Below are 21,209 nucleotides of genomic sequence, written 5' to 3' on the forward strand. Positions count from 1 at the left end.
GCGAATATTTTTCAACTCATTATAAACCTGACATTTATCAGGTTTTATGAAAATACTTTTTCCAACATTTGCTTTTATTTTAATTAAAACAAATGACAAAATCACCCTTACATACGTTTCATATTCCGGTAATGGGGCTTGCATATACAATTGACAGCCCGATTCGCGTGGCACAATACGGAATTTCATCTGTAATTTCGATTGCTGATGATGAACTGATTGAGAAGATGCGTAAATTTTACAGTATCAAATTTAATCTCCCATACGAAGAAATAAGTCAGAAATTTCAGGACTATCGCGCAGAAAGAATTACATCTTACCTAAATTTAGTAGACAAAATTGTCAAGCAGAAATTTGAGAATTTTAAAACCGAATTAGCTGAAAGTAAAACCGCTTTAGAGAATTTCATGTCAATGTTACCTAACACTTCAGACATTAAAAGAGGCTTTCAAAATTTAATTGATGACGGCATTTCTTTCAAGGAAAATATCCAGAATTATATTGAATCACAGCTGTCTGTCGGAGAAATTGATGTGAACATCATGACGAAACTGGACAAAGATAATTTCATTAAAAATGAACAGCTTCCACAAGAATTTAATGATGCACATGCTGCTTTAAGAGGTTTTGCAAATAGTAATCTTGAATCCTCAGTTGTCCTTTCTGCCGGAATGAATCCAAGACTTTATAGTTATTTTGAGAATTTTCCGGATTTCTTTCCGAATGAAAACAATCAGCTTAAAAAGAAAATCATTCTTAAAGTCAGCGATTACAGGTCAGCGATGATTCAGGGAAATTTTTTAGCTAAAAAAGGGCTCTGGGTTTCTGAATATCGAATTGAATCAGGACTAAATTGCGGAGGTCACGCTTTTGCTACTGAAGGTTTATTATTAGGTACAATTTTGGAGGAATTCAAGCAAAAGAAAGAACAATTGGTTCAGTCATCTCACGACTTAATGATTAAAGTATTAGAGCAAAAAAACATGCCGATTCCTGGTCAACCTTTACAAGTAAAAATTACGGTTCAGGGAGGCGTAGGAACTTCAGAAGAACATGAATTTTTATTGAATAATTACAATGTTGATTCGGTTGGATGGGGATCGCCGTTTTTATTGGTTCCGGAAGCAACTTCGGTAGATGACGCAACCCGAAATTTATTAATAAATGCCAAAGAAAAAGATTTGTATCTAAGTCATATTTCGCCATTGGGAGTTCCGTTTAATACATTGAAAGGAACTTCAAATGAAATCATAAAACAAAAAAGAATTGCGGAAAACAAGGCTGGAAGCTCTTGTCCTAAAAAATTTCTGGCATTGAGTAAAGAATATGATTCTCAGGGAATTTGTACTGCTTCTAAAAAATATCAGGACATTAAACTGGAAGAATTAGAAAACATAGAAGAAACTTTTTCTCCGTATGAGTTCGAACAAGCAAAACTCAAAATTACAGAAAAAGCATGTTTGTGTGTTGGTCTGGCTAACGCCTCTTATTTAGAAAATGATATCGAAATTAAAGGCCAGGAACAAGGCGTGGTAATTTGCCCGGGTCCAAATATGGCGTATTTTGATCAGGAAGTTTCCTTAAAAGACATGCTGCAGCATATTTACGGCAATAAATCGGTTTTAAGAATTACGGATCGTCCTAATGTCTTCGTCAAAGAATTAAAAATGTATGTCGATTATCTTAAAAATGAAATCGAAACAATTTCTGGGGAAGTGACTGCCAATCAGCTCAAAAAATGGAATACTTTTAAAACGAATCTTTTTGAAGGAATAACTTATTATCAAAATTTATTTGATTCAACATTTTATTTTGCAAACGACAAAAATCAAATAACACAACAATTTGAGTCTTATAAAACAGCATTAGCTGCTATCAAAATATAAAACTAAATCGCTAAAAACTGAAAAACCCCAAATTCTTCTGAATCTGGGGTTTTTATTTTTAGATAATGCTGATTATTCTTTTTTCTTACTGCTATCTATTATGGCGCCTGTTCCAGCACCAACTCCGGCTCCGGCAAGACCTCCAATTATGGCTCCTTCACCTTTTTTCTTACTGATGATTGCTCCGGTTGCAGCACCAACTCCTGCACCAATTACGGCACCTTTAGCGGTAGAGCTCCAACCTTTCTTTTTCGTTGTTGTGGTTGTTGCAGTTCCATCAGTCTGATGTACTACTACCACTTTTTGAGATTCAATTTGTTTTTCTTCCGTGATTTTAGCCATTTCAGTTTTCATTGAATCGATTGCTTTTTGTTTTGCAATTTCAATTTTCATGGAATCTATACTGGCCTGTTTCTCTTTTTTCATCGCCATATTTCCTTGATTTTGACAAGAAACAATAGACAAAGCTGCTAATAAAATATATAAGGATTTCATGATTGTAGTTTTAATGATTATACACTACAAATTAAAGAAGAAGCTTTTTGTTGATGTTATAAAATTTGGAGGAAAGGTTACAGAATTTCATGTTTGCAAAAAAATTAATCTCGCAAAATCGGAAGTCGCAAAGTTTTCTTTTTAAGTTTTTTCTTTCCGGTGCTGCGACTTTGCGAGATTGTTTCCTTTTTTTAATCTATTATTTTCCTAAAATTCCTTTTTTCAAAATTTGACCAAAATTATACATGTCTTCATAAGAACAATACAAAGGAACCGGAGCCAGTCGAATTACATTTGGTTCACGCCAATCTGTAATCACTCCGTTTTTCATTAAATAATCAAATAAACTTCTTCCTTCTCCATGTAAAAAAACAGATAATTGCGAAGCTCTTTCTTCAGGATTTGAAGGGGTAATGATTTCGAAACTACCTTTAACTTCTTTATCAATTTCATGCAAAATGAATTCTAAATAAGAAGTAATATGATCTCTTTTTACGATTAAAGCATCCATTCCAACCTCAGCAAACATTTCTACAGAAGCTAAATAGGGTGCTAAAGAAAGTATTGGTAAATTACTTATTTGCCAGCCCCCTGCTCCATGAACTGGATCAAAATTAGGTTCCATTTTAAAACGGCGTTCTTTGTTATGTCCCCACCAACCGGCGAATCTTGGTAAATCAGGATCATTGTGGTGTTTTTCGTGAACGAAACATCCAGAAGCATTTCCTGGTCCCGAGTTCATATATTTGTAACTGCACCAAGCTGCGAAATCTACATTCCAATCGTGAAGTTCTAATTTGATATTTCCGGCGGCATGAGCTAAATCCCAACCCACTTTTGCACCGGCTTTTTGTCCGGCTGCAGTAATTGTTTTAATATCAAAAACTTGTCCTGTATAATAGTTTACTCCTCCAATTAAAACCAAAGCAAGCTCCTCTCCTACTTCTTCAATTTTTGCCAAAACATCTTCCAGACGAATATTATGTTCTCCTTCACGACGTTTGATTTCAACAATCGCATCTTCCGTTTTATAACCGTGAAAATGTACCTGACTCTGAAACATGTATTGATCTGAAGGAAAAGCTTTTTCTTCGCAGATAATTTTATAACGTTTGCCTTTTGGCTGGTAAAAAGAAACCATCAATAAATGAAGATTGACTGTCAGGGTATTCATCACCGTAACTTCTGAAGGCAATGCACCAACAATTTTGCTCAACGGTTCAGCAAATCTTTCCTGATAATCCCACCAAGGTTTTTGAGCATAAAAATGACCTTCAACAGCTAATTCTGCCCAATCATTCATTACTTCATCAATATAAGCTTTGGTTCGTTTTGGTTGTAATCCCAAAGAATTTCCTGTAAAATAGATAACACGTTTGTCATTCACTTTAGGGAAAATAAATTGCTCCTGATAATGATTTAAAACGTCTTGTGCATCGAGTTGTTTTGCGAATTCGCGTGTATTTTGAAAAGTCATTGTATTTATTTTGAGGGCGTAAAAATAGGGAAATGTTTCTTTTGTTTCAAGTTTCAGGTTTCAAGTTTAACATTGCGCAAAAACCTGAAACCTGAAACTTGAAACATTAAAACTTTTTTAAAACAAAAAACCCATCATTAACTGACGGGTTCTTATAAAATTTTTATCTCTGAATTAGAGGATTAACATCGCATCTCCGTAAGAATAGAATTTATATTCTTCTTTGATTGCTTCTTCGTATGCTTTTTTCATTAAATCATGTCCACAGAAAGCTGAAATCATCATCAGTAATGTTGATTTTGGTGTGTGGAAATTAGTAATCATACAGTTTGCAATACTAAAATCGTGAGGAGGAAAAATGAATTTATTTGTCCATCCTTCGTAAGGATTTAATGTATTTTGAGATGAAACTGAACTTTCGATAGCACGCATTGAAGTTGTTCCAACAGCGCAAATACGTTTTTTCTTCGTTTTTGCTTCATTTACAATATCACAAGCCTCCTGATTAATGATTAATTCTTCAGAATCCATTTTGTGTTTTGATAAATCTTCAACCTCAACCGGATTAAAAGTTCCTAAACCTACGTGAAGTGTAACCTCAGCAAAGTTTACTCCCTTAATTTCTAATTTTTTCAAAAGGTGTTTTGAGAAGTGTAAACCAGCAGTTGGTGCAGCTACAGCTCCTTCTTCTTTCGCATAGATAGTTTGGTATCTTTCAGCATCCTCAGCAGTAACTTCTCTGTTGATGTATTTAGGAATTGGAGTTTCTCCAAGTTCTGTCAATTTGTTTCTGAATTCTTCGTAAGAACCGTCATATAAAAAACGCAAAGTTCTACCACGAGAAGTAGTGTTGTCAATTACCTCAGCAACTAATGAATCGTCGTCACCAAAATAAAGTTTGTTTCCGATACGGATTTTTCTAGCCGGATCAACCAAAACGTCCCAAAGACGTTGCTCTGAATTTAATTCTCTTAATAAGAAAACTTCAATCCTTGCTCCTGTTTTTTCTTTGTTTCCGTACAAACGAGCAGGGAAAACTTTTGTATTGTTAAGAATTAAAACGTCTCCGTCATCAAAATAATTGATAACATCTTTAAACATTTTATGTTCTATAGTTTGTTTTGCACGGTCAATTACCATTAAACGAGACTCGTCTCTGTTTTCTGCTGGAAATTCCGCTAAAAGTTCTTTTGGTAAATTAAATTGAAAATGTGATAATTTCATATTTGAATTGTTGATTTTAAAGTGTAGATCTTAGATTTTATATCTAAAATTATAAATCGTGTGCAAATATACGATTGTGAGATAGGCGTTGTCAAGTGTTTTGCTGTTTATTTTCAAAAGTCGTTGATTTACTGATGGTTTGACCTCGTTAAAAAACGTTTTTTTCACCATATAAGTTATATAAGTCCATTTAATTTCCGTTCTTGAAAATTAGTAAGTGTTTTTGTTTGGCTAAAGCCGAAAAATTATTCGCATAAAAAAACCTCCAATTAAAACTGGAGGCTATTCATTTTTTTCTTCACGAGGTCACGTATTATTAATTTAAAATTCGTGAATTCGTGGCGAATATTTTTTTACAATTCCAAGATTTGGAAATTCAAAGCTTTTAAGTCATTCCAAAAATCAGGGTATGATTTAGAAACTACTTCAGCATCTTCAATGATAATCGGAACTTTAATTGCCAACGGAGCAAACGCCATCGCCATACGGTGATCGTTGTAAGTTGCAATTTTCACATCATGATTAATTTTATCAGAAGCTACTAAAGTCAAAGAATCATTTGTTACTGAAATATTTGCTCCCAATTTTGTAAGCTCAATTCTAAGTGCTTCAAGCCTGTCCGTCTCTTTAATTTTTAAAGTATGAAGACCCGTTAAATGGCAGCCAATTCCTAAACCTAAACAAGTCACCACAATTGTCTGAGCAATATCCGGAGTATTGTTTAATTCGAAGTTTACCGTTTCATATTTAAAATCAGGTTGTTTTACCAACGTCATTTTGTTATCCTGAAAAGTCGTTTTCACGCCCAATTTCTCATAAAGTGAAACCAATTCAGAATCTCCCTGCAAGCTGTTTTCTTTGTAACTGCTTAATGTAATCGTTGCCGCATCAGCAAGAGCCACTAAACTAAAAAAGTATGATGCAGAACTCCAATCTGATTCTACAACCATTTCTTTTGAAACAACACTTTCTTTTGAATAAACTTTAATCACATTTCCTTCAAAACTAGTTTGAATATCTAAATCATTTAGCAAAGCCAAAGTCATTTTGATGTACGGAATTGAAGTAATTTCTCCTTCCAAAGTAAGTTCTAAACCATTTTCTAATTTTGAAGCAACTAATAAAAGTGCCGAAATATACTGGCTGCTCACATTTGCTGCCAAAGTTACTTTTGAAGCTGTAACTTTTTTTCCTTTAATTTTAATTGGAGGATACCCTACTTCTTTTTCATATGAAATTTCAACACCCAACTGCGCCAAAGCTTCCACTAAAATTTTTATCGGACGCTCCTGCATTCTGCTTGAACCCGTCATTACTACGTCGCGGCCTTCATTCACAGCAAAATAAGCTGTCAGGAAGCGCATTGCAGTTCCGGCATGGTGAATATCTACAATTTCAGCATTTCCAACCAAAGCTTTTTGCATTACCTCGCTGTCATCAGAGTTTGAGGTGTTGGCAAGGGTAATATTTGGAAACAATGCTTTTAGTAACAATAAACGATTGGTTTCGCTTTTTGATCCTGTAATATTTAGTTGTGAATTGTCAATGGTGAATTGTGAATTCGTGCTTAATTTTAAATTCATTTTTTTAATTGTAAGTTGTGAATTTTGAATTATGAATGATTAAAAACGTAATTCAGCCACGCAATTTACCACTCCCCATTCATAATTCAAAATTCAAAACTCATAATTCAAAACTTATGAATGATATTTCACAATTATTTCAATTTATCATTGTTTTTGTGACGGTCTTTATCACGAATCGATTTTAAATCCATTTTTTTATCAAAAGCGGCTTGCAAATCGATTCCGGTTTGGTTGGCAAGACACAGCACTACAAAAACAACATCAGCCAATTCTTCACCTAAATCCTTATTTTTATCACTTTCCTTTTCAGATTGCTCTCCATATCTGCGTGCAATAATTCGGGCAACTTCGCCTACTTCTTCCGTAAGTTGAGCCATATTGGTCAGCTCATTAAAATAGCGAACTCCGTGTTCTTTTATCCAGGTATCAACATCAAGTTGGGCATTTTTCAAATCCATAGTTATATTTTTTTAAGAACAATTTTTTCATTTTGACTGGCAAGCATTTTCTGGAAAAGATCTTTTAATCCAGTATAAGCTTCAGCTGCAAAAATACTACTGTTAATTTCCATTAAACAAATAATTTGAATTTTATTACCCTCGTTCGATATATTAAAAGTATATGATATTGCTTTATCCTCAGATGAAATACGAGTAGGTTGTGGCAGCGATTCGACAACATAACCTTCCGGAATATTCAAATTCAGATTAAATTTTTCCTGTTCAGGATATCCAAAATATATCCCCATTTGCCTCTTTTCCTGAGTAAAAGGATTTTTAGTTCTTGTAAAAAACAATAGTGGGTTTATGAATATTTTACCGCCAATAATTTCAGTTTGATTTTCTGAAATAAAGGAGAAGGTTTCCAAAATTGGATTCGTTAGATTTGTTTTTTTGTTTTCGATCGCATAATCAGATATTTTCAGGTCTCCTAATTGCTCCTCGTATTTTTCAAGATAATTTTCCTGATTTTTATCGGCATTTTTAATTCTGAAACTATATGCGTCGTAATCTGTCCTTTGAATCCTTACCTTCCCTTCAATTTTACCAGAAGGATCTAATTTGGCAATCGCACTGGAAGATTCTTTAGAAACATAAAGCGGATACAAATCTATTTCCTGTGATGTTCCGTCTTTTTTAATAAGTCTGCCTTTCCAGTTCAAAACATTGAGCGGCAAAATATTTGGGGCAGTAAATTTATGGGTCGCATCTAACAAAATTTGTTTTCCATCAATAACGGCTGCTGCAATAACATAATTAAAACCCGTTCTTGTAGGATAAACAGGAATTCCATTTTCGACAGTACTCACCAGAACCGGATTTACTTCTATACCAGCCAATTTCAACATATTGATTAATATAAAATTGATTTCGGCAGTATTTCCTGTTTGATCTGCGTAGGCTTTTTCAACTCCCTTATCAGTATAATATCCATTCTCTTCATTCCAGTTCATTTTATTCTGAACGAATTTAAAAATGATATTTAACCTTTCGACAGGCGATTCTATATTGCTCAATAATTTTGTAACATCTTCAAGTAAAAAATCTCTTTTGTCAAGTTCTTTTCCAAAACTTCCATCCTTAAAAATGGTTGATGCTACGCCTTCCCACGTCATGGTATAATCTTTTACCGGCTTTTCAGGATAGCGAACACGTTCGAGTTCGTGTTGAATACTTCCTTTATAATTATCCATATTATCAACATACGGTTCAGGCGTTAGCGCCGGAATATCCTTTCCGGTATAAAAAGAATTAATTTGTTGATACGAAATATTGGTAGTTTGCTTATACTCGTTGTCAAAACTTTGGCTTCCCCTGCCCATTTTGGCATCTGATGTTATTGGTGTACTACCAACCTTAATTGTTTTATAAATGAAAAATTCAGGGATCTCGGTTTTATATTCAAAATAATTAACTGGAATATTATACTGAAAATCAAAGTCAGGGAGCTTTACGATATTCTCTGATTTTAAAACATATTTATATTCGATAATCGACCCAACTTTAACATTTGCCAATGTTATAATTTTCTCCTTCCAGTATTTATTTACTTTTTTCCTGAAAGTTCCCTGATTATCCAGTTTTGTTTTAACGATAGCACCATTTTCCAAATTATAAGTAATGGCGTCAGAAAACTCTAAACGATCTTCGTTTAGGTTTTCATAACCAATGTAAAAACGCACTTTCTGATCTGCCCAGCTGAGTCCCTCTTTTTTATAAATCTTTATTTTAAACTCATAAACATGATTCGCAGAAAAACCTGTACTTAAATTGTAAGTATAAAAAGTTCTTCCTTTCTTAAAAATGATTGCGGCAGGGGCAGTAGTATCTTGCGGATATACTTTCTCCTGCAATTGTGCAACAGTTACTTTTCCTAATTCATACTTTTGAGCATTCATTTTTGAAAAGAAAAAGAATAAAAAGACAACAATTGCGAGGTTTTGAAACTTCATATTTAGATTCTTTTTAAAACTATTTTCTCTGTTTCTTTTGCAACCATTGCTTTATAATATTCTTTTATCATTTCATATTTCTCAGCTGACACAATCGCTTCATTAATTTGATGAGAAACCGCTAATTGAAGAGAATTTCCGTTTGCTGCAACATTAAATTTAAAACCACCCAAATTATCTTCCATTGTTATTACTGCTGGAACTGGCAATGTCTCAACAGCAAATCCTTCCGGAATTTGAATTGTAATATTGTATTTATCAGAAAAAGGATAACTAAAATCTATAGGGTATTCTCTGGTTTCCTGTTTAAATGAATTCTCTGTTGTGGCAAAAAACAACATCGGATTAATATAAATTTTACCACCAATTACTTCCGTCAAATTATCTCCTTTAAATGAAAATGTTTCGATAGTTGGCAATAATATTTCTTTTTCATTTGTTCTACTGTATTCGCTGATCTCAATTTTATTACTTTCATTTTCCAGTTTTTCCAGATATGCATCTTCTTTCAGGCTCGAAAAATTATCTCGCATAACCATAGCATTAAAATCTGTACATTGTCTTCTAATTTTACCATTTACCTTACCTTCCGCATCAATTGCATAAGTGACAAAAACATTATCGCTTGAAACCTTTTTAGGCATTAAATCAACCTCCTCTGAAGTTCCGTCTTTACGTATTAACCTGCCTAGCCAGTTTAGCGTTCTTAATGGCAAAACATTAGGAATTGAATACTTATCAGTCGCATCAAGTAAAACATTCCCATTTGGAGTTTCTACCGCCGCAATTACGTAATTAAAAGCAGTTCTGTTAGGAAATAATGGAATTCCGTTTGATCGTGTGCTTACTAAAACGGGATTTGCTGTTAATCCAGCATAGCGCAACATTGCTGTAAGCATTAAGTTAATTTCAGCAACATTTCCTGTTTTTTCCTGATAGGCCTTTTTTACTCCCTTATCACAGCTATAGCTGTAATATTCGTCCCAAACAACTCTTGATTTTACATAATTTAAAATAACCAATATTTTTTCTTCAGGAGTATTTACATTAGCTAATACGGCTTTAAGATCGTCTTCAAAATACCCTGTTTTATTTAGTTCCGGACCAAAATCATCATAATCGTAAATTGTTTTTACAACTGAGTTCCAGTCTGTAGAATACATTTTCAGAGGTTGATTAAATGGTTTTACCATCGACAACTCCTGTTCTATACTGGCTGTATAATTATCTATATTATTTACAAAAGCTTCCTCTTTAATTGCTGGTAAATTTTCTAAAAAATAAGTTGTTTGAGTTTCAATATAATCAAATTTATCATTTGAAAATGAAGTACTCGAAACATATCCTGGTCCTGAAGTTCTTTCTTTACTTGAGATATTTACGGATTTAGAATTCTTAACAACAGAAACTTTTGGAAAAAGATATCCTTTCTCTCTGGCATTAAATGTATAATATTCAGGAATATAAGTTATATATTCAGAAAAATTAACCGGAATACTAGATTGAAATTTCCAATCCGGCATCATTCCGATATTAAGTGTTTTGATTGTATATTTATATTCTAAAACTGAGCCTTCTTTTACATTAGGCATTGTAATTTTCTTTCTGGATCTAAACTTATTAACTTGTTCATTAAATTCACCATCGCTTTTTAGTTTTGTTTTTTCGATTTTTCCATTAACTAAATTATAAGTTACGGCGTCTGAAATATAAACCGATTCTTTTGAATCATTTGATACGTTATAATACCTAATGCTTTGATTAGCCCAATCATAGCCACCTTTTTTATATATTTTAATTCGTGTTTCAACTTCTGTTAACAGAAAAAAACCATCATTATCATTATATTCAATTTTTGATTTTCCTTTTTTATACAGTATTGCAGCCACCGCCGATGAATCTTTAGGGTGTGCTTTTTCTTGCAATTCTGCTATTGATACTTTTCCTAATTTAAATTCCTGTGCAGTAGTTCTTGAAAAAAAGAACAAAACGGTTAAGAGGCTAAATAATTTAATAAATTTCATTTGGGTTAATTCTTAGTTAGTATAATTTTGGCATTATCGTTTCTTGAAATCTGCTCCATAAAAAGGCGATATTCATCATATTCTTTATTCGAATATTTCCCTTTGCTTAAAAACATCGAACGCTTATATAGCAGTTTATTATTTTCTTTTTTGATGATTTCTGTTTTGTATTCACCAAACTTTCCTTTCAATTCATAATTTGTTGGCAAGAATTCAATGGTAAAACCGGCTGGTAAATTGATTTCAATTTCATCTGTATCTAAATAGCCTCGCTGAATCTGAAATGGATTTTTACGGTTTCTGATTCTTTTTACGCTTCCGTTATTCTGATTGAAGACATCCAGTGCAAAAATCATTTTGTTGGCTGAAATCGGTACATAATTGAGGGCAGAAAGCTGAACATTTTCAGTAAAACGAATACTTTCCTTATCATTTGTAAAAACTACTTTACCGAGTTTTAAATTATTGATGTTATCCCAATATTTTTTATAGTGAGCCTCCTTTTCTGTTGGCTGTAAAGACTCTATTTGAGATTTAGAGCTATATTGAGAACCTTCTGAAGTAATAGTTATTGAGCCTGAAAAGTTTCCGCTTTCGTCAATCGTATAAATTCCTTTATCGGTTTGAGTGTTGCCTTTGTCATCATAAATTTTAGTTCTGACAATTACCCCACCTTCTGGTTTAACAACCAAAACATCTCTATCATCAGTAAAAGTTCCCTGATATCCAAATGGATCGACCTGACTCGTACATTCCAGAAAAGTATAGTTATCTCCGTTTGGGATGGCTAATATCATGTGATTCCCCTGCATCGAAACAAAATCAGACTGAATATTAGATTTATATCGGTCGCCGTATAAAATAGTATTGTACGAAGGAACATCAACTGCCTGTAAAAGTGCTTTGGTATAATTTGATAACGCTTTACAATCGCCATAACCTAAGCGATCTACATCTGCAGCAAGCATCGGTTTCCAGCCTCCAATACCGATAGCAATGTTTACATATCTTGATTTTTTCTGAACGTAATCATAAATAATTTTTGCTTTCTTTATCGGATCTTTTTCATCACCAACCAAAGCTCTTATTTTAGTTTTAGTTTGTTCAGACAAATCAGTAGTTCCAGTCAGAATTTTTTCGCTATACCACTTACCAAATGCTTCCCAGGTTTTAGCTGTACCATCAACACCTTCTAAATGAAAATTTTCCAATCCCATCATGATTTTTGGAAAAAGGTCAGTATGTGATGGGCTTAAATCTTCAGATTTCTGCGCTAAAATATTAGTCGCTACATAACTTAGTTGCGTATCGGTCTCTAAAGTTTTTTTGATATTGTAACCTGAAAATTGGAACTCTTTCTTTTTAAATCCGAGGTTATTAGGAAAAGTAACATTCAGAACCGATTTCTCAATAGTTACCGCATAACCTCCCAAGAAATACCATTGTGGTAAAAAGGCGGTATTCGAACTTTCAATCTCACTATTATAAACAATTGTAAAGGGATAAGATACAGGAGTATATTCTAAAAAAGTTACGCGATTATCCGAAAAAAGGGTGCTTCCGCTTACTGCGCTCTGATCTTTAAAATCTTTACGTTTAATTTTTTTGATTTCCCTACCAAAAGCATCATAAACAATTGCTTCAATGTTTTTTATTGATGTTGCTTTATCATATCCCTGATACGCATCAATATCATTTAATCCTGCCTCGGTAAAAACCGTAACAATCCTTTGGACCTTAATATTCATGCTGCGTTGAGAAGAAATGACAATATCCATTTGATCTAAACGCACCACGGCATCGGCGTTTTGTTTAAGACTATCGGCAATAGTAGCAGCGGAATATTCGCTCTTTTGAGCTGAAGAAATAAGCGCAATTAAGAAAAAAAATAACGCAAAAACGAGTCTTTTCATTAGTAGGGAATTTCTCCAAATATATATTATTTTTAGAAATCCTTAACATTTGTTTATTATTTTTTACTCTCGGTTTTTGCTGTCAATTAAAATTGTGACCGGACCATCATTTAACAGACTGACTTTCATATCAGCACCAAAAATTCCGGTTTGGATTTTTTTAATAAACTCTTTTTCTAAAGATTTTACGAAATTCTCGTACATCGGAATCGCAAATTCTGGTTTTGCGGCTTTTATGTACGAAGGGCGATTTCCTTTTTTTGTAGAAGCGTGAAGTGTAAACTGACTCACAACAATTATTTCGCCATCAATATCCTGAACCGAGCAGTTCATAACGTCATTTTCGTCGCCAAAAATTCTCATTTTAATGATTTTACCAACCAGCCACTCAATGTCTTCCTGAGTATCGGCATCTTCAATTCCGACTAAAACTAATAAACCTTTTTGGATATTGGCAACAATTTTAGAATCGACCGTTACGGATGCAGAAGAAACTCTTTGGAGAACTATTCTCATATATTTAGTCTTAAAGTTGGAAAGTCATAAAGTTGAAAGTCCGGAATGTACATTATGACTTTTAGACTTTTGACTTTCGACTGTTTTTATTTCTGGTTTCTTGTTTCATCACTGGCTTTACGATCTTCGTCATAAGAATCAGTACGATAATTTTCATCATCGCCTTCGAGAATTTTCAAGTAACTATTATAACGTGACCATGCAATTTCGTCTCTTTCTAAGGCCGCTTTTATGGCGCAATGTGGCTCTTCTTTATGCAGACAGTTGTTAAACTTGCATTGATCTTTTAATTTGAAAAATTCAGGGAAATAACCGCTGATTTCTTCTTTCTCCATATCCACAATTCCGAAGCCTTTAATTCCTGGTGTATCGATAATTTTGGCATTAAATGACAAATCATACATTTCAGCAAAAGTCGTAGTGTGCTGACCTTGTTTACTGGCTTCAGAAATGGTTTTGGTTTTAAGATGCAAAGAAGGTTCCATCGCATTTACCAAAGTCGATTTCCCAACACCAGAGTGCCCAGAAAACATACTTACTTTACCAATCATCATTTCTTTTAACTCGTCAACACCTTTCATTTCAGTCGAAGAAACTCTTAGACATTTGTAACCAATTTGCTGATACACATATTGCATATACAATTGATCTTCCAGCGTTGGCTCGTCAAAAGTATCTATCTTATTAAAAACCAAAATAGTTTCAATATTGTAAGCCTCCGCAGTTACCAAAAAACGGTCTATAAAATTGAATGTCGTTGGAGGATTATTAATCGTAATCAATAAAAATACACGATCAATATTCGACGCAATAATATGCATTTGATGCGAAAGGTTAACCGATTTACGAACGATGTAATTCTTTCTTTCGTGAATATTAAAAATCGTTCCGGTTACAGCATCTGAAGTTTCTTCCAATTCATAATCGACAATATCGCCTACAGCAATAGGATTAGTACTTTTAATACCTTTCATCCTAAACTTCCCTTTCATACGGCATTCTATAAAATCGCCTTGTTCTGATTTTACGGTGTACCAACTTCCTGTAGATTTATATACGAGTCCTGTCATTCAAATTTTAGATTTTAGATTTTTAGATTTTAGATTTTTAGATTCCTCTGAAAACTAAAAAATATTAAAGCACAAAATTACTGTTTTACAATTGAAACCCATTGATTTCGGTATTTAAAATCATAAAAAAATCTCCAACACTTCTTTCAAAGCGATGGAGATTTTAAAAAAACAATCTATTTTTAAATCTATGATATAAGAAACCAAATAACAAAATTCAGCTAAAACTAAATTTAACTTATATCACTTATATGGTTTAGAAAAAATTATGCATTGAAAATTTTCTCCTGGTGACCAATACTTTCCTGGTGGATTGCTTTGAACATTCTCAAAACGAATTCTTCAGTAAGACCTTTTTTCTCACCTTCTAAAATCATTTTTCCTAAGATTTCGTTCCAACGGTTGTTTTGAAGAATCGCCACGTTTGCATCTTTTTTCACCTGACCAATTTCGTCAGCTACTTTCATACGTTTTCCTAACAATTCTAATAAGTTAGCATCAAGTACGTCGATGTTAGCTCTTAGTTTCGTCATTTTTGAACTGTACTCATCAGTAGTATCATCCGTTTTTCTGATAGTCAAATCTTTAATGATTTGTTTCAAAGCATCAGGAGTAACTTGTTGAGCTGCATCAGACCAAGCGTTGTCCGGATCGTAATGCGTTTCGATAATCATACCATCGTAGTTCAAATCTAAAGCCTCCTGCGTTACTTCGAAAATCATTTTACGATCTCCGGTAATGTGAGATGGATCGATGATTAATGGTAAATCAGGGAATTTATTTTGTAATTCGATAGCAATCTGCCATTCTGGAATATTTCTGTATTTTGTTTTTTCGTAAGTAGAGAAACCTCTGTGAATAACTCCTAATTTCTCGATTCCAGCCATGTGTAAACGCTCAACACCACCTAACCATAAAGCTAAATCCGGGTTTACTGGGTTTTTAACCAAAACGATTTTGTCAGTTCCTTTCAAAGTATCAGCAATTTCCTGAACTGCGAAAGGGTTTGCAGTTGTACGGGCACCAACCCATAAAACGTCAATATCATGTTCTAAAGCCAGTTTACAGTGAGCTGCAGTTGCAACCTCAGTTCCCATCAATAAACCAGTTTCTTTTTTAGCTTTTTGTAACCATTTTAAACCAATTTCCCCAACACCTTCAAATCCTCCCGGACGCGTTCTTGGTTTCCAGATTCCAGCTCTGAATACACTAACTTTTGAATCTTTCAATTCATGAGCAATCTTTAATACTTGATCTTCCGTTTCTGCACTACAAGGTCCAGCTATCACAAGTGGGTGATTTAAATTGAAATCTTCTAACCACTTTCTCATTTCTTTCTTATTTTCCATCTTAATTCTAATTTACTTTTTAGTTGTTGTTAATCCGTTTAGTATTTCTTTTATTTTATTTGTGCTTTCCATTTCTTCAAAAATGGCATTGTAATTTTCTTCTTTTAGCAAATCCCTAAACCGACTGAGATTTGAAATATATTCTTCTAATGTTTCAATGACGTGCTCTTTGTTTTGCTTAAAAATCGGTGTCCACATTGCGGGAGAACTTTTTGCTAAACGAACGGTGCTTTCAAATCCACTTCCCGCCATGTCAAAAATATCCTGTTCGTCTTTTTCTTTATTCATTACCGTTTTTCCGAGCATAAACGAACTAATGTGCGACAAATGCGAAACGTAAGCAATGTGTTTGTCGTGCGAAGTCGGATCCATATATCGAATCCTCATTCCGATTTCGCTAAAAAGCTGTAGCGCCTTTTCCTGCAATTTAAAAGTGGTTTTTTCCACTTCGCAAATGATGTTTGTCTTTCCTTTAAACAAACCTCTTATCGCCGCCGAAGGTCCTGAAAACTCCGTTCCTGCAATTGGATGCGTTGCGATAAAATTTCTTCTTTTCGGATGATTTGCAACTGCATCACAAATTGGCTTTTTAGTCGACCCAACTTCAAAAACAATTGTTTTGTCTCCAACCAAATCCAATACTTTTGGTAAAACGATCAGCGCGACATCAACCGGAACCGAAACGATTACAAAATCGGCTTCAGCCAAACCTTCAAAGCTTCCAGCCTCATCGATAACACCCAAATCAATTGCTTCCTGCAAATGTTTTTCGTTATTATCAATCCCAAAAATAGTAGCGTTCGGATGTTGGTCTTTGATGTCCAGCACCATCGAACCTCCTATTAACCCTATTCCTATTACGTATACTTTCATACTATTTCTTTAAATTCCAAAATTTTAAATTCCAAATTCCAATTAAAAAAGCTTCGACTTCGCTCAGCCTGACAATCTGGACAAAAATCTTGATTCTTGATTCTTGATTCTAAAATCTATCAATCGCTTCTTGTACTTTTTCTTCTTTCACACACAACGAAAATCTGATATACCCTTCACCATTGCTTCCGAAGATTGTTCCCGGCGTGATAAAAATGTGTTTCTCGTATAATATCTCGTCAATGAACTTTTCTGCTGATGCTATTCCTTCCGGCAATTTTGCCCAGACAAAAAGCCCAACTCCTTCTTTATACACTTTACAGCCTAATTTTTCTGCTAGTTTTTCTGTCAATTCTCTGCGTCGTCTGTAAATTTTATTTTGATCCGCAAACCATGATTTATCACAATTTAAAGCAGCAACTGCACCTTTCTGAATTCCGTAGAACATTCCGCTGTCCATGTTGCTTTTTACTTTTAGAACTGCATCAATAATTTCAGGATTTCCTAAAACCATCCCCACTCTCCAGCCTGCCATGTTGAACGTTTTACTTAAGGAGTTTAATTCTAAAGCCACATCTTTCGCACCATCCACCTGCAACAAACTCATCGGATTATCATTCAAAACAAAACTATACGGATTATCGTTAACCAATAAAATGTTGTATTTTTTAGCAAAAGCAACCAATTTTTCAAATAACGCCAAACTTCCCCTTGCTCCTGTTGGCATGTGCGGATAACCCAGCCACATGATTTTTACTTTCGAAAGATCTAGTTTTTCTAAAGCTTCAAAATCCGGTTCCCATGCATTTTCTTCTTTCAGATCATAATAAACCGGAACCGCTCCAACCAAATTAGTTACCGAAGTATAAGTTGGATAACCTGGATTCGGAATCAAAACGTGATCGCCTTCATTTAAAAACGCTAACGAAATGTGCATAATTCCTTCTTTCGAACCCATCAAAGGCAAAATCTCGTTATTCGGATTTAATGCAACACCAAATTGATTCTGATAAAAATCCGCCATTCCTCTTCTCAATTCCGGTAATCCCTGATAGCTCTGATAACCGTGTCCGTTTTCATCCTGAATTGCCGCGGCAACCGCTTCAATTACTGCTTTCGACGGACTCAAATCAGGGCTTCCAATTCCCATATTGATGATAGATTTTCCTTCAGACATTAGTTGACGAACTTCTCTCAATTTTGATGAGAAGTAGTATTCTTCAACTGTATCTAATCGTTTTGCTGTTGTAATCATTTTTTTATTGCTTTAGGCTGTAAGCTTTAGGCTTTAGGCTCTTTTATTTTTGACTTTTTATATTGCTTTAGGCTTTAGGCCGCAAGCTTTATGCTTTTTTTGACTTTAAGACTTTCGACTTTCCAACTTTATGACTCACTCAAAGGCTTTGTGTTTTTATATTCACCCAGAATTTTAAAATATTCTGCCATTATATTTAGTAACGTTTTGGCTTTTGCAAAATCTTCGTACTTCTCAAATGTCACATCTACGAAAAAAGAATACTTCCAAGGTGTTTCAATTTTTGGAAGCGACTGAATTTTTGTTAAATTCAATTTGCAATCGCTCATTACATTTAAAACTGCTGCTAAACTTCCTCTTTTATGATCTAATTCAAATTTGATAGAAGCTCTGTTGATTTCGCTTTCCGGTAAAAAAGAATTTTGCTTTTTGATAATCACAAAACGAGTCATATTGTTTTTGATCGTTTGAATTTCCGGAGCGATGATTTCTAAGTCATACATTTCAGAAGCCGTTTTACTCGCAATTGCAGCGATTCCTTTCAATTGTTTTTCCTGAATTCTTCTGGCAGTTTCGGCTGTATCTTTATCCTCAACCAATTTGATGTTTGGATACTGCTTTAAGAAATCCATACATTGTAATATTGCCATCGGATGTGAATGAACTTCTTTTATGTCCTCGATTTTCTGGCCTTTCAAAGCCATTAAATTCTGGTGAATGCTTAAATAATGCTCTCCAATAATGTGCAAATTATTCTTGTCAATCAAAGCATAATTCGGAATAATTGGACCTGCGATCGAATTTTCAATCGCCATAACCGCCTGATCAGATTTTCCTGAAAGAAGGCTGTCGATTAATTCTTCAAAAGACAAACACTCATCAATAGCCACATTTTCAGAGAAATATTCATTCACTACCTGATGATGGAAAGAACCTTTTATACCTTGTATTGCAATTTTAGTTGTCATATATTCAAAAAAAAATCCTGATTTGCATCAGGATTGTATATTAGTTTTATTTGTCTTTTATATTTCTCAAATAACCATAGCACAATCCTTACTTCTACTAAAGAAGAAATAAAAAGAGTTGCTAAAATAAAAACGGTTAGATGCCATTTTGTTTGTGTTATTATTTAAATTCTCTGCGAATGTATAAATTATTTTTAGCGCACCAAAAAAAATAATGCATTTTATGAAACAAAAACGGATTTCTTAACAAATTATCGCAGTTTTGTAAGATATTTTAATAAATCGGTCTTAAAATGAAAATATTAAAAGAGTTTCGGAGGTAATAAGTTGCTAAGATTCTGAGTTTTCACTTATAAACGTAATCTTTTGGACCAATTTTTTAGGTGATCTCGAAGTATGAAAAACGCCTATTATAATAATTTCATCTTTTTCAAAACGATAATGAATTCCGTACGGAAATCTAGAAATGAATCTAATCTTTACGTTTTTATATTTCTTTTGAAAAGCATCAGGATTCCGTGATATTTCATCAAGACCTGCTTCGAGACAAAGTTCGAAATCATAAGAAAGCCCTAATCTTTGTTCTTCATACCACAATACAACATCTTCAACATCAAATAATGCTTCTTTTACAAAACTAATTTTATACATTATCTAATCGATCTCAAATGCGCCTTTACTTCATCCCACGTATATAATTCGGTTTTTCCTTCTTCTAAGTTTTGTATCCGAATATCCAATTCTCTTTTAACCTCATCAGAAACCTCTAAACTTTCCTTAGAAACACTATCCCACAATTGCTCAGCCAGAACAATTTTTTCGGCATTGCCATATTTTGATAAATTCTTGATTTCCATATTTCCGTTTTTAAGCTTTGAACAATTACAAATTTAAACATTTTAATTCTGAAATAAATCATAATAAAACAGATGGACTTTTTTAATTATTAAATCAAGAAAACAATCCAGCCAATGGTTTATTCTTTATCCCAATTTTATAATAATCGAAATTCATTTTTTGCTGTAATAATGAAGCATAAACACTTCTGAAATCAATTTCATATTTTAAATCGCCGTTGTCGAGGTCGGCTAAATTTGGATTATTACCTAAAATCGTTCCTTTGTTATTTCCTCCAATAATAAACATTGGGGCTGCAGTTCCGTGATCCGTTCCGTTTCCGTTATCTCTAACTCTTCTTCCAAATTCCGAGAAAACAACAATCGTAACATTCTGCATTAATTGTGCTTGTTTTAAATCCTGATAAAAAGTGAATAACGCATCATTCAAATCTGTTAATCTTTTTTCATGAATAGCAAGTTGATTATCGTGTGTATCAAATCCACCAAGTGATGTGTAATACACTTTAGAATTTAAATTTCCTTTTATTAATCTAGCAATCCATTCCAGATTTTTCGACAATTCCGTTTTCGGATAACTGATTTCTGTTTTGGATTTTGCTAATGCTTTCTGGATTTCATCAGAACCTTCGGTAACTGAATTGGCGATTTTTCGAACAAAATCCAATTGTGGATTATCAGACAACGTTATATTTTCATCCTTATCTGATTTTACTTTAAATCGGTTTGGGTCTTTTACTGTAATAAAATTAGGTTCCATTCCTTTCAAAGCCAAATTATCGATTGAGTCTAAATTTATTCCTGCTGTGGCCTGATGACCGTTACATTGCAAATCTAAATATCTTCCTAACCATCCTTCATTTATATATTTATTAGAATCGACAGCAGTTTGCCAGATTTCCTGACTTCTAAAGTGAGAACGAATTGGTTCCGGATATCCAACATTCTGAATTACGGTTAAATCTCCGTTTTGTTGCATTTGAGCAAAATCTTTTAACGAAGGATGAAATGCCATTCCTTTATTTTTTCCAATAACTACATCTTTATTCAGAGCAATTTTCATTCTCAAATCATAATACAGCGGATTATCGTACGGAATAAAAGTATTCAAACCATCGTTCCCGCCGTTGAGCTGAACAAATACAATACACTGCTCTCCGGTTACCAAATTATTTTGTGAACCAAAAGCATGCAAAAAATCAGGAAGTACGAGCAATCCGCCTGTGAATGTTCCTGTCAATGTTAGAAAATTTCTTCTGTTCAT

18 protein-coding genes are annotated in these 21,209 nt (G+C 33.7%); 1 reads left to right on the top strand and 17 read right to left on the bottom strand.

What is annotated here, in order from left to right:
• The first annotated feature begins 92 nt into the window (after positions 1 to 92).
• Positions 93 to 1,886 (top strand): hypothetical protein, encoded by a 1,794-nt coding sequence (locus J2X17_RS16170; protein ID WP_310300239.1) that lies wholly within the window; start codon positions 93 to 95, stop codon positions 1,884 to 1,886.
• A 72-nt stretch (positions 1,887 to 1,958) separates the two neighbouring features.
• Here J2X17_RS16170 and J2X17_RS16175 read toward each other — a convergent pair whose 3' ends face one another.
• The 17 genes from J2X17_RS16175 to J2X17_RS16255 all read right to left on the bottom strand — a co-directional run bounded on the left by J2X17_RS16175 (position 1,959) and on the right by J2X17_RS16255 (position 21,209).
• Positions 1,959 to 2,381: a YMGG-like glycine zipper-containing protein gene (locus J2X17_RS16175; RefSeq protein WP_310300241.1), complete on the bottom strand. Its 423-nt coding sequence runs from the start codon at positions 2,379 to 2,381 to the stop codon at positions 1,959 to 1,961.
• 199 nt (positions 2,382 to 2,580) lie between these two features.
• Positions 2,581 to 3,858, bottom strand: a complete 1,278-nt coding sequence (kynU, locus tag J2X17_RS16180) for a kynureninase (RefSeq protein ID WP_310300244.1) — start codon at positions 3,856 to 3,858, stop codon at positions 2,581 to 2,583.
• A 174-nt stretch (positions 3,859 to 4,032) separates the two neighbouring features.
• Positions 4,033 to 5,082: a tRNA preQ1(34) S-adenosylmethionine ribosyltransferase-isomerase QueA gene (queA, locus tag J2X17_RS16185; protein ID WP_310300246.1), complete on the bottom strand. Its 1,050-nt coding sequence runs from the start codon at positions 5,080 to 5,082 to the stop codon at positions 4,033 to 4,035.
• A 353-nt stretch (positions 5,083 to 5,435) separates the two neighbouring features.
• Positions 5,436 to 6,665: a 3-phosphoshikimate 1-carboxyvinyltransferase gene (locus J2X17_RS16190; RefSeq protein WP_310300250.1), complete on the bottom strand. Its 1,230-nt coding sequence runs from the start codon at positions 6,663 to 6,665 to the stop codon at positions 5,436 to 5,438.
• Positions 6,666 to 6,799: 134 nt separating this feature from the next.
• Positions 6,800 to 7,126, bottom strand: coding sequence for a nucleotide pyrophosphohydrolase (locus tag J2X17_RS16195; RefSeq protein WP_041518431.1), 327 nt, complete (start codon positions 7,124 to 7,126; stop codon positions 6,800 to 6,802).
• Between the two features lie 2 nt (positions 7,127 to 7,128).
• The gene (locus J2X17_RS16200; RefSeq protein ID WP_310300253.1) at positions 7,129 to 9,120 is read right to left on the bottom strand and encodes a DUF3857 domain-containing protein; all 1,992 of its coding nucleotides are present in this window, start codon (positions 9,118 to 9,120) and stop codon (positions 7,129 to 7,131) included.
• A 2-nt stretch (positions 9,121 to 9,122) separates the two neighbouring features.
• Complete coding sequence (locus tag J2X17_RS16205) at positions 9,123 to 11,144, bottom strand: transglutaminase domain-containing protein (RefSeq protein WP_310300256.1); 2,022 nt, start codon at positions 11,142 to 11,144, stop codon at positions 9,123 to 9,125.
• Between the two features lie 5 nt (positions 11,145 to 11,149).
• A complete protein-coding gene (locus J2X17_RS16210; RefSeq protein WP_310300258.1) occupies positions 11,150 to 13,057 on the bottom strand; it encodes a DUF3857 domain-containing protein in 1,908 nt (635 codons plus the stop codon).
• A gap of 63 nt (positions 13,058 to 13,120) precedes the next feature.
• Positions 13,121 to 13,573, bottom strand: coding sequence for a D-aminoacyl-tRNA deacylase (dtd, locus tag J2X17_RS16215; protein WP_310300261.1), 453 nt, complete (start codon positions 13,571 to 13,573; stop codon positions 13,121 to 13,123).
• Between the two features lie 86 nt (positions 13,574 to 13,659).
• The gene (gene rsgA / locus J2X17_RS16220) at positions 13,660 to 14,643 is read right to left on the bottom strand and encodes a ribosome small subunit-dependent GTPase A (protein ID WP_310300265.1); all 984 of its coding nucleotides are present in this window, start codon (positions 14,641 to 14,643) and stop codon (positions 13,660 to 13,662) included.
• 266 nt (positions 14,644 to 14,909) lie between these two features.
• Complete coding sequence (locus tag J2X17_RS16225) at positions 14,910 to 15,992, bottom strand: bifunctional 3-deoxy-7-phosphoheptulonate synthase/chorismate mutase type II (protein WP_026983484.1); 1,083 nt, start codon at positions 15,990 to 15,992, stop codon at positions 14,910 to 14,912.
• 12 nt (positions 15,993 to 16,004) lie between these two features.
• Entirely contained in the window at positions 16,005 to 16,865 is an 861-nt protein-coding gene (locus J2X17_RS16230) for a prephenate dehydrogenase (RefSeq protein WP_310300268.1), read from the bottom strand.
• A 109-nt stretch (positions 16,866 to 16,974) separates the two neighbouring features.
• Complete coding sequence (locus J2X17_RS16235) at positions 16,975 to 18,120, bottom strand: pyridoxal phosphate-dependent aminotransferase (RefSeq protein ID WP_310300271.1); 1,146 nt, start codon at positions 18,118 to 18,120, stop codon at positions 16,975 to 16,977.
• Between the two features lie 128 nt (positions 18,121 to 18,248).
• Positions 18,249 to 19,088: a prephenate dehydratase gene (locus tag J2X17_RS16240; protein WP_310300275.1), complete on the bottom strand. Its 840-nt coding sequence runs from the start codon at positions 19,086 to 19,088 to the stop codon at positions 18,249 to 18,251.
• Between the two features lie 330 nt (positions 19,089 to 19,418).
• Positions 19,419 to 19,739, bottom strand: a complete 321-nt coding sequence (locus J2X17_RS16245) for a type II toxin-antitoxin system RelE/ParE family toxin (protein ID WP_310300277.1) — start codon at positions 19,737 to 19,739, stop codon at positions 19,419 to 19,421.
• A complete protein-coding gene (locus J2X17_RS16250) occupies positions 19,739 to 19,945 on the bottom strand; it encodes an addiction module protein (RefSeq protein WP_310300280.1) in 207 nt (68 codons plus the stop codon). Before J2X17_RS16250 ends, J2X17_RS16245 begins: the two co-directional genes overlap by 1 nt.
• Positions 19,946 to 20,039: 94 nt before the next feature.
• A complete protein-coding gene (locus J2X17_RS16255; RefSeq protein ID WP_310300283.1) occupies positions 20,040 to 21,209 on the bottom strand; it encodes a DUF1501 domain-containing protein in 1,170 nt (389 codons plus the stop codon).

Source organism: Flavobacterium aquidurense (genome assembly GCF_031458035.1).
GTDB classification, from domain to species: Bacteria; Bacteroidota; Bacteroidia; order Flavobacteriales; family Flavobacteriaceae; genus Flavobacterium; species Flavobacterium aquidurense_C.